Source organism: Curvibacter lanceolatus ATCC 14669 (assembly GCF_000381265.1).
GTDB classification, from domain to species: domain Bacteria; phylum Pseudomonadota; class Gammaproteobacteria; order Burkholderiales; family Burkholderiaceae_C; genus Curvibacter; species Curvibacter lanceolatus.
Genome location: NZ_KB906266.1, coordinates 33,601 through 48,469 on the forward strand (window position 1 = coordinate 33,601; position 14,869 = coordinate 48,469).

Consider the following 14,869-nt stretch of genomic DNA (forward strand, 5'->3'; position numbering starts at 1 on the left):
GAAAAACCGGGCCTAGGCCCGGTTTTTTCATGGGGGGGAGACGGGGCGCGTCAGGGCGACCCGATTCCGCTTCAGTGACCCGAGGCGCCGGAGGCACCCAGGCCGGTTTCCGAGCGCACCTGCTGCGAAGCGAAGGCGGCACGTTCCTTGGTGGCCTGGGCGCTGCGGTCCAGCACCGAGAACAGCCACACACCGAAGAAGCCGATGGCCATCGAGAACAGGGCCGGCGACGAGTACGGGAACCAGGCCGAGCCCTTGGGGTAGCCCAGCGTGGCTTCCCACACCGAGGGCGACACGATGGTCAGGCCCACCGAGGAGATCAGGCCCAGGAAGCCACCGATCACGGCCCCCTTGGTGGTGCAGTCCTTCCAGAGCACCGACAGGAACAGCACCGGGAAGTTGGCCGAGGCGGCAATCGCGAAGGCCAGCGACACCATGAAGGCGATGTTCTGCTTCTCGAAGGCAATGCCCAGCACCACGGCGACGATGCCCAGGGCGATGGTGGTCAGGCGCGACACCTTCAGTTCGGAGGCGCTGTCGGCCTTGCCGTTCTTGAACACGGTGGCGTACAGGTCATGCGACACGGCCGAGGCACCCGACAGCGTCAGACCGGCCACCACGGCCAGGATGGTGGCGAAGGCCACGGCCGAGATGAAGCCGTAGAACACGTCACCGCCGACCGACTTGGCCACCAGCACGGCCGCCATGTTGGCGGTACCGGCACCGCCCTTGATCACGCCCTTGGCCACGTCGGCCATTTCGGGGTTGGTCAGCACCAGGGTGATGGCGCCGAAGCCGATGATGAAGATCAGCACGTAGAAGTAGCCGATCCAGGTGGTGGCCCACAGCACCGACTTGCGGGCTTCCTTGGCGTCGGGCACCGTGAAGAAGCGCATCAGGATGTGGGGCAGACCGGCGGTACCGAACATCAGCGCCATGCCGAAGGAGATGGCCGAGATCGGGTCCTTGATGAAGCCCCCTGGGCCCATGACCGACAGGCCGATCTTGGCCGCCTCTTCAGGCGATTTGCCAGCGTTGGCGGCGATGGCGGCTTTCACCTTCACGCCTTCAGCAAACAGCGCTTCGGGGCTGAAACCGTACTTGGCCAGCACCATGAAGGCCATGAAGCTCACGCCGGCCAGCAGCATGCAGGCCTTGATGATCTGCACCCAGGTGGTGGCGGTCATGCCGCCGAACAGCACGTAGACCATCATCAGCGCGCCCACGATCACCACCGCCAGCCAGTAGTCCAGGCCGAACAGCAGCTTGATCAGCTGGCCGGCACCCACCATCTGGGCAATCAGGTAGAAGGCCACCACCACCAGGGTGCCCGAGGCCGCGAAGGCGCGGATCGGGGTCTGCTGGAAGCGGTACCCGGCCACGTCGGCAAAGGTGAACTTGCCCAGGTTGCGCAGGCGCTCGGCCATCAGGAAGGTGATGATGGGCCAGCCCACCAGGAAGCCGATCGAGTAGATGATGCCGTCATAGCCAGCGCCCATCACCATGGCCGAAATGCCCAGGAAGGAAGCGGCCGACATGTAGTCGCCCGCAATCGCCAGGCCGTTCTGGAAGCCGGTGATGCCGCCGCCCGCGGTGTAGAAGTCAGAGGCCGACTTGGTCTTGGCTGCGGCCCACTTGGTGATCCACAGCGTGCCCGCCACAAAGGCGCCGAACATGAGGATGGCGGTCCAGTTGGTGGCCTGCTTGGCGGCTTCGCCCAGGTCCCCGCCAGCCGCGAGGGCCGAGCCGCTGGCCGCCAGTGCCAGGGCGCCCGCCAGTGCGAATTGGAGTTGCTTTGTCATTTTGTGGCGTCCTTCAGGATGTCCTTGGTCAGCTGGTCGAATTCACCGTTGGCGCGCTTCACGTAGATGGCCGTGATGATGATGGTGAAAATGATCACGCCCATGCCGATCGGCACGCCCACAGTGGTCACGCCGGTGCCGATGGGCTGCGCCAGAAAGGCCTTGTCAAAGGCGATCAGGGCGATGTAGCCGTAGTAGACGACCAGCATCAGGATGGTCAGCAGAACGCCCAGGCCATTGCGCTTGCGGCGCAGTTCCAGGTACTTCGGGTGGGTTTTTATCTTGTCGACAACGGGGTCGCTCATGTCTCTCTCCAGTTGGTGGAATGGATGCAGGGCGTGGCCCGAAAGCCACCGGCCACGAAACAATTCTGGGTAGCCTCCCTGACCAACTGCTTACGTAAGCCAGCGATAAGCCAGCCCCGTCGGCCAAGACCCGAAAATCCGCAAACCCAAGCCCCATGCGGGTTCCAGCGGTTTTCTGGCGCGCTGAACGGTATGAGATCGACCGTTCAGCCGGCGACAGGCGGCATGGGGATCGGGTAAACCCCTGACCCGTGTTTACCCTTGCATCAGGGCATGTCCCGAGCCTGTTTGTCAGGGTTCGGTCAGAGAAGCTTCTGATAGTGGCTGCAAGTGCCCAAGCAGGGCACGCTGCACCCACACGACTGGAGACAAAACATGGCAGCCTCTGCACGCCCCATGACGCCCGAGGAGCGCCGTGTCATCGTTGCATCCTCACTCGGAACCGTCTTCGAGTGGTACGACTTCTACCTGTACGGATCGCTGGCCGGCATCATCGCGCAGCAGTTCTTCTCGGGGCTGGACCCGAGTTCGGCCTTCATTTTCGCCCTGCTGGCCTTTGCGGCCGGCTTCATCGTGCGGCCTTTCGGGGCCCTGGTGTTCGGGCGCCTGGGCGACATGATCGGGCGCAAGTACACCTTCCTGGTCACCATCCTGATCATGGGCATGTCCACCTTCATCGTGGGCATCCTGCCGTCGTACGCCACGGTGGGGCTGGCGGCGCCGGTGATCCTGGTGGCCTTGCGCATGTTGCAGGGCCTGGCCCTGGGCGGTGAGTATGGCGGGGCGGCCACCTATGTGGCCGAGCATTCGCCGCCCGGGCGGCGGGGCGCCTACACGGCCTGGATCCAGACCACCGCCACGCTGGGGCTGTTCCTGTCGCTGGTGGTCATCCTGGGGGTGCGCAGCCTGGTGGGCGAGGCCGCCTTTGCCGACTGGGGCTGGCGCATTCCCTTTCTGGTCTCCATCCTGCTGCTGGGGGTGTCGGTGTTCATCCGCCTGTCGATGAACGAGTCGCCCGCCTTCAAGCAGATGAAGGCCGAGGGCAAGACCTCCAAGGCGCCGCTGACCGAATCCTTCGGCCGCTGGAAGAACCTGCGCGTGGTGCTGCTGGCCCTGTTCGGCCTGGTGGCCGGGCAGGCCGTGGTCTGGTACACGGGGCAGTTCTATGCACCTTTCTTCCTGACCAATGTGCTGCGGGTGGACGGCTCGACCGCCAACATCCTGACCGCCGTGGCCCTGCTGCTGGGCACGCCCTTCTTCATCGTGTTCGGCACGCTGTCCGACCGCATCGGGCGCAAGCCCATCATCCTGGCCGGCCTGCTGTTGGCCACCGTGAGTTACTTCCCCCTGTTCAAGGCGCTGACCCAGGCGGCCAACCCCGATTTGGCGGCGGCCCAGGCGCGCAACCAGATCGTGGTGATCGCCGCCGCGGGGGATTGCTCCTTCCAGGGCAACCCGGTGGCGCGCGAGATCGACTTCTACCGCTCCTGCGACATCGCCAAGCGCTTTCTGGCCCAGAACGCGGTGAGCTACTCCAACCAGGTGTCGGCGGCTGGCGGCCCGGCCCGGGTGCGCATCGGCGAGCAGGACATCCCGGCCCCGGTGGGCCGGGTGGTCAACCACAAGTTCGACGACGAGAGCTTTCGCGCCATCGCCGCCTTCAAGAAGCAGGTGGGCGAGGCCCTGAAGGCCGCGGGCTACCCGACCCAGGCCGACCCTGCCAAGGTGGACCACGTGACCATCGTGCTCATCCTGACCTTGCTGGTGATCTACGTGACCATGGTCTACGCGCCCATTGCGGCCATGCTGGTCGAGCTGTTCCCCACCCGCATCCGCTACACCTCGATGAGCCTGCCCTACCACGTGGGCAACGGCTGGTTCGGCGGCCTGCTGCCCACCATCAGCTTTGCCATGGTGGCGCAGAACGGCAACATGTTCCACGGGCTGTGGTACCCGGTGGTGATCGCTGCGGCGACCCTGGCCATCGGCCTGGTGTTTGTGCCGGAGACCCGGCAGGTGGATATCTACAGCGCTGATTGAGCTGCTGTCGGTGCGCCCGGCCAGGGCGCACCGACTTTGAAGGGCTTTGGCTGGCGTCATGCTGGCTTCGCGGCGGGCTGCCTAGAATGTTTGGCCTCCACAGGAACCAGCCGACCATGACCCAGGGAATCATCAAAATCCGCGGTGCCCGCCAGCACAACCTCAAGAACCTCGATCTGGACATCCGCACGGGTGAGCTGACCGTGGTCACGGGGCCCAGTGGGTCGGGCAAGTCGAGCCTGGTGTTCGACACCCTGTATGCCGAGGGGCAGCGCCGTTACGTCGAGACCTTCTCGGCCTATGCGCGCCAGTTCCTGGACCGCATGGACAAGCCTGCGGTGGACCGGGTGGAGGGGGTGCCGCCGGCGATTGCCATCGACCAGACCAACCCGGTGCGCAGTTCGCGCTCCACCGTGGGCACGATGACCGAGCTGAACGACCACCTCAAGCTCTTGTTTGCCCGTGCCGGCGCCCTGTTCGATCGCCAGACCGCGCAGCCCGTGCGCCACGATTCGCCCGAGACCATCTACGCCCAGTTGCTGGCGCGGGCCCAGGCCGCCAGCGTGGACGGGGTGGAGCCGCGCCTGATCCTGACCTTCCCGGTCGAGCTGCCGGCCAGCGCCACGGCCGACGAGGTGGGCCAGTGGCTGGCGGCCAGCGGTTTCACCCGCGTGCAGGCCGAGCGCGAGGTGGCCACACCCACCGGCCCGCGCAAGGTACTGGACGTGGTGGCCGATCGCCTGCGCGTGGGCAACGCCGAGAAGGTGCGGGTGGTCGAGGCCATCGAGACCGCGCTCAAGCGCGGCAGCGGGCGTCTGAACGTCTATGCCCTGGCGGGTGACGATGCCGAGCCCGAGCTGTGGCGCTTTTCCACCGGGCTGCACTGCCCCGACAGCGACCAGCGCTACAGCGAGCCGATCCCGTCGGCCTTTTCCTTCAATTCGGCCGTGGGCGCCTGCGAGGTGTGCCGTGGCTTCGGGCGCGTGATCGGGGTGGACTACGGCCTGGTGATCCCGAACGACAAGCTCACGCTGCGCGCCGGTGCCATCAAGACCCTGCAGACCCCGGCCTGGGCCGAGTGCCAGGACGACCTGATGCGCCACGCCGAGGCGGCCGGCATCCCGCGCGACACGCCCTGGTACAAGCTCACCCCCGAGCAGCAGAAGTGGGTGATCCAGGGCTCGCCCAACTGGAACGGCAAGTGGAACCAGCACTGGTACGGCGTCAAACGCTTCTTCGAGTACCTGGAGACCAAGAGCTACAAGATGCACATCCGGGTGCTGCTGTCCAAGTACCGCAGCTACACGCCCTGTGAGACCTGCGCCGGCGCCCGCCTGAAGACCGAAAGCCTGCTGTGGCGCATCGGCAGCCGCGAAGCCGCCGACGCCGTGCTGGCGCCTGCCAAACGCTTCATGCCGGCCGGCGTGGCCTGGTCGCGTGAGCAGCTCGAGGCCTTGCCCGGCCTGTGCCTGCACGACCTGATGCTGCTGCCGCTGGAGCGCCTGCGCCGCTTCTTCGATGCCCTGCACCTGCCGGGCCATGGCTCGGACGGTGAGGCCCAGGCCCTCAAGCTGCTGTACGAAGAGATCACCACCCGCCTCAAATACCTGTGCGACGTGGGCATCGGCTACCTCACGCTGGACCGGCAAAGCCGCACCCTGTCGGGCGGCGAGGTGCAGCGCATCAACCTGACCACGGCGCTGGGCACCTCTCTGGTGAACACGCTGTTCGTGCTTGATGAGCCCAGCATCGGCCTGCACCCGCGCGACATGAACCGCATCACCGAGGCCATGCACCGGCTGCGCGACGCCGGCAACACCCTGGTGGTGGTCGAGCACGACCCGGCCGTGATGCTGGCGGCCGACCGCATGATCGACATGGGCCCGGGCCCGGGCGAGCGTGGCGGCCAGATCGTGTTCGACGGAACCACCGACGACCTGCGCCGTGCCGATACCCTGACCGGCCAGTACCTGGGCGCGCGCAAGCAGGTGGGCATGGGCTTCAAGCGCCTGGTCAGTGACAACACGCCGCGCCTCATCCTGGAAGGGGCGCGCGAGCACAACCTGCAGAATGTGTCGGTCGAGATCCCGCTGCAGCGCCTGGTCTGCGTGACCGGCGTGTCGGGGTCGGGCAAGTCCTCGCTGATCCAGGACGTGCTGGCGCCCGCGCTGCTGCGCCATTTCGGCCGCGCCACCGAAACCCCGGGCCTGCACGACCGCCTGCTGGGCGCCGACCACCTGGGCGATGTGGTGTTTGTCGACCAGTCGCCCATCGGCAAGACGGCGCGCTCCAACCCCGTCAGCTATGTGGGCGCCTGGGACACGCTGCGCGAGATCTTCGCCACCGCGCCGATGGCCCGCCAGCGCAGCTACACCGCCAGCAAATTCAGCTTCAACAGCGGCGATGGCCGTTGCCCCACCTGTGGCGGCTCGGGCTTCGAACACGTCGAGATGCAGTTCCTGTCGGACGTGTACCTGCGTTGCCAGGATTGCGATGGCCAGCGCTACCGCCCCGAGATCCTGGAGGTCAAGATCGAGCGCGGGGGCCGCCACCTGAGCGTGGCCGATGTGCTGGACCTGACCGTCAGCGAGGCGGCGAGCCTGTTTGCCGGCGACCGCGAGGTGCTGCGCGCCCTGCAGCCCATCGTGGATGTGGGCCTGGAGTACGTGAAGCTGGGCCAGCCCGTGCCCACTTTGTCGGGCGGCGAGGCGCAACGCCTGAAGCTGGCCGGCTTTCTGGCCGAGGCCGCCAAGGCCGGCAGCTCCAGCCGCCAGCCGGTGGCGCGCAAGGGCACGCTGTTCCTGTTCGACGAGCCCACCACCGGCCTGCATTTCGACGACATCGCCAAGCTCATGCGCGCCCTGCGCAAGCTGCTGGAGGCCGGGCACTCACTGCTGGTGATCGAGCACAACCTGGACGTGATCCGCGCCAGCGACTGGCTGATCGACCTGGGCCCTGAAGGGGGCGATGGCGGCGGCCTGGTGGTGGCCGTGGGCACGCCCGAAGACGTGCGGGCCCACGCCACCTCGCACACCGGCCAGGCGCTGCGCGAGTACGACCGCGCCATGGGCCTGGGCGCCCATGCCGTCGAAGAGGGCACGCCGCTGCAGGCCCTGGTGCGCCCGCGCCGCCAGGTGCCGGCCCACGGGGCCGATGCGATCCAGATCGTCAACGCCCGCGAGCACAACCTGAAGGGCCTGTCGGTCGACATCCCGCGCGGCAAGTTCAGCGTGGTCACGGGGGTCAGCGGCTCGGGCAAATCGACCCTGGCCTTCGACATCCTGTTCAACGAAGGGCAGCGCCGCTACCTTGAAAGCCTCAACGCCTATGCGCGCAGCATCGTGCAGCCGGCCGGGCGGCCCGAGGTGGATGCGGTGTATGGCATCCCGCCCACGGTGGCGATCGAGCAGCGCCTGTCGCGCGGCGGGCGCAAGTCCACCGTGGGCACCACCACCGAGCTGTGGCACTTTTTGCGCCTGCTCTATGTGAAGCTGGGCGTGCAGCACTGCGTGCACGACGGCGCCGCCGTGCAGCCGCAGACGCCCGACAGCATCGCCTCGCAGTTGCTGCGCCAGTTCCGCGGTCAGCACATCGGCCTGCTGGCGCCGCTGGTGATCAACCGCAAGGGGGTCTACACCGAGCTGGCCGACTGGGCCCGCCCGCGCGGCTACACCCACCTGCGGGTGGATGGACAGTTCCTGCCCACCACGGGCTTCCCGCGGATCGACCGTTTCAAGGAACACACCATCGAGCTGCCGGTGTGGAGCTTGATGGTGCGGCCCGACAACGAGGCCGAGTTGCGCCAGGCCCTGGCCACCGCGCTGGAGCATGGCAAGGGCGTGGTCCATGTGCTGAGCGACCTGGCCGGCCTGAAAGAGGCCATGGCCGAGGGCCGCGACACCTCGGCCATCGGCCGCCTGACGCAGTACAGCACCAAGCGCGCCTGCCCCGTGTGCAGCACCAGCTACGCCGAACTCGACCCGCGCCTGTTCTCGTACAACAGCAAGCACGGTTGGTGCCCCGATTGCGTGGGCACCGGCGTGCGCCTGAGCAAGGAGCAGCGCAAGGCGCTCGACGATTCGGTGCGCGACGACGACAACAAGGGCCGCGAGCAGACCTTTGCCGAGCCCGAGGTGGAAGACCTGAGCGACGAGGCCTGCCCGAGTTGCGAAGGCACCCGGCTCAACAAGGTGGCGCGTGCGGTGCGTTTTGCCCAGGTGGGCATCACCGACATCGCCCAGCGCTCGGTGCTGCAGGTGCGCGACTGGGTGGCCTCGCTGGCCCTGCCCGACGAAATGAGCGCGCGTGAGCGCGACATCGCCCGCGATCTGATCCCCGAGATCGGCAGCCGCCTCGACTTTCTCGACGAGGTGGGCCTGGGCTACCTCACCCTGGACCGTGGCGCCCCCACCCTGAGCGGTGGCGAGGCCCAGCGCATCCGCCTGGCCGCCCAGCTGGGCAGCAACCTGCAGGGCGTGTGCTATGTGCTCGACGAGCCCACCATCGGTCTGCACCCGCGCGACAACCAGATCCTGCTGAAGGCGCTGCAGAACCTCAGCGACAAGGGCAACACCCTGGTGGTGGTCGAGCACGACGAGGACACCATCCGCCACGCCGACCACATCATCGACATCGGCCCCAGCGCGGGCAAACGCGGCGGCCGTCTGGTGGCCCAGGGCACGGCGGCCGAGATCGGGGCCTGTGCCGAATCGGTCACCGGACGCTACTTGCTGCACGCCATCCGGCACCCGTTGGCGCCGCGCCGTGAGGTGCTGAGTGCGCCCGAAGGTGGTCAATGGCTGAGCGTGGAAGGGGCGCGCCTGCACAACCTGGCCAACATCACCCTGCAGGTGCCGCTCAAGCGCCTGGTGGCGGTGACCGGTGTCTCGGGTTCGGGCAAGTCGACCCTGGCGCGTGACGTGCTGCTCACCAATGTGCAGGCCCTGGTGCAGCAGCGCAGCACCCAGGCCGGGCGGCTGGCCCAGGCCGAGGGGCGCCGTGTGGGCCTGGTCGGCTGCGCCGATGTCCAAGGCTATGAGGTGATCGACCGGGTGCTGGAGGTGGACCAGACCCCCATCGGCAAGACCCCGCGCAGCTGCCCGGCCACCTACATCGGCTTCTGGGACACCATCCGCAAGCTGTTCGCCGAGACGCTGGAGGCCAAGGCCCGGGGCTATGCCGCCGGCCGCTTCTCGTTCAACACCGGTGAAGGGCGCTGCCCGGCCTGCGAGGGGGCCGGTGTGCGCACCATCGAGATGAGCTTTCTGCCCGACGTGAAGGTGCCCTGCGAGACCTGCCACGGCGCGCGCTTCAACCCCGAGACCCTGGCCGTGACCTGGCGCGGCAAGAGCATCGGCGATGTGCTGCAGATGGAGGTGGACGAGGCGGTGGATTTCTTCGCCTCCATGCCCAACATCAGCCACCCGCTGCAGTTGCTCAAGGACGTGGGTCTGGGCTACCTCACGCTGGGCCAGCCTTCGCCCACGCTGTCGGGTGGCGAGGCGCAACGCATCAAGCTGGTGACCGAGCTCAGCAAGGTGCGCGACGACGTGACCCGGCGCGGCAACAAGGCGCCGCACACCCTCTACGTGCTGGACGAACCCACCGTGGGCCTGCACATGGCCGACGTGGAAAAGCTGATCCACGTGCTGCACCGGCTGGTCAACGGTGGTCACAGCGTGGTGGTGATCGAGCACGATCTGGACGTGATGGCCGAGGCCGACTGGATCATCGACCTGGGCCCCGAAGGCGGGCAGGGCGGGGGGCGCATCGTGGCCGCCACCACCCCCGAAGGCCTGGTGCAGCGCGCCACCCACACCGGGGTGGCGCTGGCACCGGTGCTGGCACGCGGGGGACAGGCGGCAGAGGTCTGATCGTTTACGGTCATGGGACAAGGCTGCGCAAAAGCGCAGCCTGAGATTCGGCGCGCGGCGCCATTTCACTGGAGACACCCCCATGCAAAGAAGATCCCTGCTGAAGCTGGCTGGCAGCACCCTGGCCCTGGGCCCGCTGGCGGCCCACGCCCAGGCCTTTCCGGCCCGACCGGTCAAGCTGATCATCGCCTTTCCGGCCGGTGGCCCCACCGACATCACCATGCGCCAGCTGGCCGACAACGCCGGCAAGATCCTGGGCCAGCCCGTCATCGTCGAGAACAAACCTGGCGCTGGCGGCACCCTGCCGGCGCAGGCCCTGCAGAGCTCGGCGGCCGACGGCTACACCGTGGCGCAGATCCCCCTGGGCGTGTTCCGCATGCCCTACACCACCAAGATCAACTGGGACCCGGTGAAAGACATCAGCTACGTGATCAACGTCACCGGCTATGCCTTTGGCCTGGTGGTGCCCAGCAGCAGCCCGATCAAGACCTGGGCCGACTTTGTGGCCTATGCCAAGGCCAACCCGGGCAAGCTCACCTTTGGCTCCACCGGCACCCTGACCAGCCCGCACCTGACCATGGAGCAGGTGGCACAGAAGCTGGGCCTGGAGCTGACCCATGTGCCCTACAAGGGCAGCGCCGACCTGATGCAGGCCGTGCTGGGCGGGCACGTGATGGCGGCCGCCGATTCGACCGGCTTTGCCCCTCAGGTCGAAAGTGGCAAGCTGCGAGTGCTCAACACCTGGGGCGAGCAACGCCTGGCCAAGTTTCCCGATGCCCCCACGCTCAAGGAGCTGGGCCTGGACCTGGTGCAGAACTCGCCCTTTGGCATCGGTGCCCCCCGCGGCACGCCGCCCGAGGTGGTCAAGCGCCTGCACGACGCGTTCAAGAAGGCCATGGAAGAGCCCAGCTACGTGCAGGCCCTGGGCCGTTACGACATGCTGCCCAACTACATGGACAGCACCCAGTACCAGAAGTTTGCCCAGGACACCTTCAGCCGCGAGAAGGCCTTGATCGAGAAGCTGGGCCTGAACAAGCCGTCCTGATCGCATGGGCTTCTGGCCCGGGCTGGCATGATGGCGGGGCCCTCAGCGCTGCCCATGTCCGAACACCGCGTCATCGAGATTCACCCCCAAGCCCCGGCCAAGCCGGCCTGGGGCCAGCCCTGCAATGGTTGCGGCGTGTGCTGCCTGGCCGAGCCCTGCCCCTTGGGCGTGCTGGTGTCGCGGCGCCGCCGCGGTGCCTGCCAGGCGCTGCAGTGGGCGCCTGAGCTGTCGATCTACCGCTGTGGCATGCTCAGCGCCCCGGCGGCCTATCTGCCATCGCCCCTGCGTTGGGCTGCGCCGCTGCTGGCCCGCCTGGCCCGGCGCTGGATTGCGGCGGGCGTGGGCTGTGATGCCGCCATCGAGGTGCCCGGCTCAGCCCGGCGAGACTGAACGTGCCGCCAACAACACCTGGGCCAGTTCGGCAAAACCCGCGCCGCGCTCGCTGGGGGTGATGTAGCGCGGCAGGTGCTGCAATTGCGGCACGAAGCGGCGCACATTGGCCACTCCCACACTGAGCGGAAAGTGCTGGAACATCAACTGGTCGTTGGTCGAATCACCCACATACACCCAGCGGTCCAGCTCCTCGTCCAGCTTGCGACCCCAGAGCTCGCGCAGAATCCAGCGCGCTCCTTCGAGCTTGTTGTGCGGGCCGTACCAGCCGTTGATGTGGATGCTGCTCACCGTGGCGTTCATGCCCGCCGCCCGCATCCGGGCCACCACCTGCTCGATGGCCTGAGGCGGCAGTTCGGTGAACTCGCTGTGGTCGATCGCGATATCGGTTTCGCGCCCGGCCGAGTCGGTGGCCCGCCTGGCGCCCGGCACGGTGGCTTCAATCTCCTGCAACACGGCCTGCATGCGCTGGTACTGCTGTTGTCGCAGGGCCTCATCCTGCTGGTAGCAGCGCCGCAGGCGGCCGTCGGCTTCGGGGATCAAGGCCACGGCCCCGTTTTCAGCCACCAGGGCGTCGAGCGGCCAGACCGGGGCAAAGGGCTCGCTCCAGCCCACCGGCCGCCCGGTGATGGCGATCACCCGCAAGCCGGCCGCCTTCAGATCATGCAGGGCCTGCAGGGCTTCAGGCGCGATGGCACCCTCGGTGGTGAGGGTGTCGTCGATGTCGGTGAGGAGCCCGTGCACCCGGGGCTGAGCCGTGGCTGGGAACTGGTGCAGTGCTTGCAGAAATGATGGGCTGATCATGGGAGCTGGGCGCGCAGAACATAGAACGCGATGGGGCCATCAAGTTGTCGGAAGGTCTGAACCCCCAGTAGCTGCAGGTTCAGGTTCTGCAACTCGGCCTGGTACTTGGCGAGTTGCTGCTCGTTCCAGATGGGCAGACGCAGTTCGGTGTTGCGCCCTCGAAAGCGTTCCAGCCATTTTGTGTCCAGGCTGGTACGCATGGGCACCTGGTTTCCGGTCAGGAACATCAAGGGCATCATGAAACCCCATTCGGGCAGCACATAGACGGCCCTGTCCTTGTCGGTGAGGGCCTGCTTGGCCATCAGGTTGATGTTGTGGCTCATCATCCCGACACCACCGGTGCGTGCCAGGGCGTCGAAGACGTGCTGTTGTTGAATGATGTTGCCACCCAGCAGGGCCAGGCACAAGGCTCCGGCAACCCAGGTGCCGCTACGGCCGGGGCGTTCGCTGCTTGTCCAGGTGTTCAAGACCAGGTTCAGCGTGCAGGCCAGGCACAGGTAGAACAAGGGGACCAGCACGGTGAAATGGTGAGCCCAGAGCCGGTGCCCAAACACCATGCTGAAGGCCCCATAGCAGATGGGCAGCATCAGCACCAGCCAGGCAGGGGTCTGTTGCCGGGATCCGATAGGGGAGCGCCTCCAGGTCAGCAGGCCGGTGCCCAGCAGCAAACACAAGGCCAGTAGGTCCAGCTTGTGGTCGGCCCACGGGCCGCTCACCCCTTGCCGAAACATCATGTACTCGTTGCCGCCATTGCTCAAACCCAGGCGGGCGATGGTCAAAAGATAGCTCAGCGTGTCTGACCAGGTGTAGCCGGTAGCCATGGGAGCCAGGCCTCGCACCGTGTGATCGAGGTGCGTCACAAAGGCGTTGGGGCCACCCAGGGCGATCATCATCGAGGCGTAGCCGATGACATAAGGCATCAATCCCAGGCACACGCCCAGAGCCCAACGCATCAGACTGCGGCAGCGTTGCCCAGGCGAGGCCAGTGCCAGAACCCCCAGCATCAGCACCGGCATGAAGAATCCCAGCACAAAGTAGCCGTAGATGGCCAGGCCTGCGAACAGGCCGGACCGGAACCAGCGGGGGGCGGGCGCATCCACCTGTTGGCGATTCATCACTGGAAGCAGGCTGTCCACGGAAAGCAGCAACCAGGTCATGCCGCCCTGGATGATGTAGTTCTGCGTTCGAAACGACATCACGAATGCCGCGTCACAGGCCAGACCCAGGGCTGCGGCCGTGGCCAGCCAGCGGCGTTCACTCAGGCGCCAGGTGATGCGGTAGACCACCAGCACGCTGATGGCACCAAACAAGGCCTGTGCCAGCCGCAAACCGGCGACGGAGAAATCTGTCAGCCAGAAGAAGGGCAAGCCGACATAGGTGTTTTGCATGCCGTGATAGATGCCTCCCAGCAAGGGCAGGCCTGCGAAGGGTTGGAGCCAGACCGGGTTGTCCAGCTCGGGGTGCAGCATGCGCGCCGCCACGTAGTCGGGGTTGACCCCGTCCATGTAGATGCCCGGCCATTCGATCATCCGCAGCACCCCCAGCAGGAAGACGCCGACGGCCAGGCAGCCTCCCCACGAGCGGTACCAAGGTTCGGATCGATGTGTCATGACAGACCTTGCCAGAAGGGAATGCCCAGGTAAACCAATTGCTTGGCTTCGCGGCGCCCGGTGGTCACGGTGTGCAGAATGGCTCCGCACACCAGCGACAGCCCGGCGCACATCATGATGCCGGTGGCCAGCACGCCAGTGGGCAGGCGTGGTACCAGTCCGGTCTCGGCGTAGGTCAGCAGCAGGGGGATCGCCAACCCCAGGCCCAACAAGACCAGCAGCAGTGCCAGCAAGCCGAAGAAGGCCAGCGGTCGCTCGCTGATGAACAGCTTCAGGATGGTGCCCAGAATGCGCCAGCCATCACGCAGGGTCGAGAGCTTGCTGGTCGAGCCCTCGGGGCGGGCGCGGTAGATGATGTCGGCCTCGGCATAGGGCATGCGCAGTTCGAGGGCATGCACTGTCAGCTCGGTCTCGGTCTCGAAGCCTTGCGACATGGCCGGGAAGGATTTCACGTAGCGGCGCGAGAACACCCGGTAGCCCGACAGCATGTCGGTGAAACTGCCCCCGAAGATCCAGGCCACCGAGCCTGTCAGCATGAGGTTGCCCAGGCGATGGCCGGGCCGGTAGGTCTGCGGGTTGGATCCATCGTCGCGTCGGCAACCCACCAGCATGTCCAGGCGTTGCGCCAGCAATTGGTCGATGTGGGCCCGGATGTCGCGCAGGTCATAGGTGGCATCGCCATCGACCATCACATACACGTCGGCCTCGACGTCGGCAAACATGCGCCGCACCACATTGCCCTTGCCGCGCAGTTTGACCGGGATCACGGTGGCGCCGGCCCGGCGGGCGATGCCAGCCGTGTCATCGCTGGAGTTGTTGTCGAAGACAAACAACTCGGCTTCGGGCAGGCAGGTCTTGAATTCGTCGATCACCAATTGGATCGACAAGGCTTCGTTGTAACAGGGGACGACGACGGCAATGCGGGGCTGGGTCATGACCATGGGTGGCAGTTGTGGCAGGTAGCACCCAGTTCAGGGATAGCACTTCCCTTTTCCTCCCT

9 protein-coding genes are annotated in these 14,869 nt (G+C 66.6%); 4 read left to right on the forward strand and 5 right to left on the reverse strand.

Annotated features, from left to right (window positions below; translation table 11 throughout):
* Positions 1-71: 71 nt before the first annotated feature.
* Entirely contained in the window at positions 72-1,802 is a 1,731-nt protein-coding gene (locus F624_RS0121510) for a cation acetate symporter (protein WP_019576423.1), read from the reverse strand.
* On the reverse strand, positions 1,799-2,107 hold the full coding sequence (locus tag F624_RS0121515; RefSeq protein ID WP_019576424.1) for a DUF485 domain-containing protein: 309 nt from the start codon (positions 2,105-2,107) through the stop codon (positions 1,799-1,801). The genes F624_RS0121510 and F624_RS0121515 overlap by 4 nt, the downstream gene beginning before the upstream one ends.
* A 375-nt stretch (positions 2,108-2,482) precedes the next feature.
* On the opposite strand from F624_RS0121515, the gene F624_RS0121520 reads away from it, so the two are divergent.
* The 4 genes from F624_RS0121520 to F624_RS0121535 all read left to right on the forward strand — a co-directional run bounded on the left by F624_RS0121520 (position 2,483) and on the right by F624_RS0121535 (position 11,455).
* Positions 2,483-4,147 (forward strand): MFS transporter, encoded by a 1,665-nt coding sequence (locus tag F624_RS0121520; protein ID WP_031255791.1) that lies wholly within the window; start codon positions 2,483-2,485, stop codon positions 4,145-4,147.
* Between the two features lie 116 nt (positions 4,148-4,263).
* Positions 4,264-10,020: an excinuclease ABC subunit UvrA gene (gene uvrA / locus F624_RS0121525; protein WP_019576426.1), complete on the forward strand. Its 5,757-nt coding sequence runs from the start codon at positions 4,264-4,266 to the stop codon at positions 10,018-10,020.
* 82 nt (positions 10,021-10,102) lie between these two features.
* Complete coding sequence (locus F624_RS0121530; RefSeq protein WP_019576427.1) at positions 10,103-11,065, forward strand: Bug family tripartite tricarboxylate transporter substrate binding protein; 963 nt, start codon at positions 10,103-10,105, stop codon at positions 11,063-11,065.
* Between the two features lie 54 nt (positions 11,066-11,119).
* Positions 11,120-11,455 carry a hypothetical protein gene (locus tag F624_RS0121535; RefSeq protein ID WP_031255792.1) on the forward strand — a complete coding sequence of 112 codons (336 nt, stop codon included), beginning with the start codon at positions 11,120-11,122 and terminating at the stop codon, positions 11,453-11,455.
* Here F624_RS0121535 and F624_RS0121540 read toward each other — a convergent pair.
* The 3 genes from F624_RS0121540 to F624_RS0121550 are packed head-to-tail and all read right to left on the reverse strand — an operon-like array spanning position 11,438 to position 14,810.
* Positions 11,438-12,259: an HAD-IIB family hydrolase gene (locus F624_RS0121540; RefSeq protein WP_019576429.1), complete on the reverse strand. Its 822-nt coding sequence runs from the start codon at positions 12,257-12,259 to the stop codon at positions 11,438-11,440. The genes F624_RS0121535 and F624_RS0121540 overlap by 18 nt on opposite strands.
* Complete coding sequence (locus F624_RS0121545) at positions 12,256-13,869, reverse strand: ArnT family glycosyltransferase (protein WP_031255794.1); 1,614 nt, start codon at positions 13,867-13,869, stop codon at positions 12,256-12,258. Before F624_RS0121545 ends, F624_RS0121540 begins: the two co-directional genes overlap by 4 nt.
* Complete coding sequence (locus F624_RS0121550; protein WP_019576431.1) at positions 13,866-14,810, reverse strand: glycosyltransferase family 2 protein; 945 nt, start codon at positions 14,808-14,810, stop codon at positions 13,866-13,868. The genes F624_RS0121545 and F624_RS0121550 overlap by 4 nt, the downstream gene beginning before the upstream one ends.
* Positions 14,811-14,869: the final 59 nt, after the last annotated feature.

What these genes read in the sequence shown, in the direction of transcription:
- F624_RS0121545 (WP_031255794.1), bottom strand. Translation starts at nt 13,869, where the DNA reads ATGACACATCGATCCGAACCTTGGTACCGCTCGTGGGGAGGCTGCCTG.
- F624_RS0121515 (WP_019576424.1), bottom strand. Translation starts at nt 2,107, where the DNA reads ATGAGCGACCCCGTTGTCGACAAGATAAAAACCCACCCGAAGTACCTG.
- F624_RS0121550 (WP_019576431.1), bottom strand. Translation starts at nt 14,810, where the DNA reads ATGGTCATGACCCAGCCCCGCATTGCCGTCGTCGTCCCCTGTTACAAC.
- F624_RS0121540 (WP_019576429.1), bottom strand. Translation starts at nt 12,259, where the DNA reads ATGATCAGCCCATCATTTCTGCAAGCACTGCACCAGTTCCCAGCCACG.
- F624_RS0121530 (WP_019576427.1), top strand. Translation starts at nt 10,103, where the DNA reads ATGCAAAGAAGATCCCTGCTGAAGCTGGCTGGCAGCACCCTGGCCCTG.
- F624_RS0121535 (WP_031255792.1), top strand. Translation starts at nt 11,120, where the DNA reads ATGTCCGAACACCGCGTCATCGAGATTCACCCCCAAGCCCCGGCCAAG.
- uvrA (WP_019576426.1), top strand. Translation starts at nt 4,264, where the DNA reads ATGACCCAGGGAATCATCAAAATCCGCGGTGCCCGCCAGCACAACCTC.
- F624_RS0121520 (WP_031255791.1), top strand. Translation starts at nt 2,483, where the DNA reads ATGGCAGCCTCTGCACGCCCCATGACGCCCGAGGAGCGCCGTGTCATC.
- F624_RS0121510 (WP_019576423.1), bottom strand. Translation starts at nt 1,802, where the DNA reads ATGACAAAGCAACTCCAATTCGCACTGGCGGGCGCCCTGGCACTGGCG.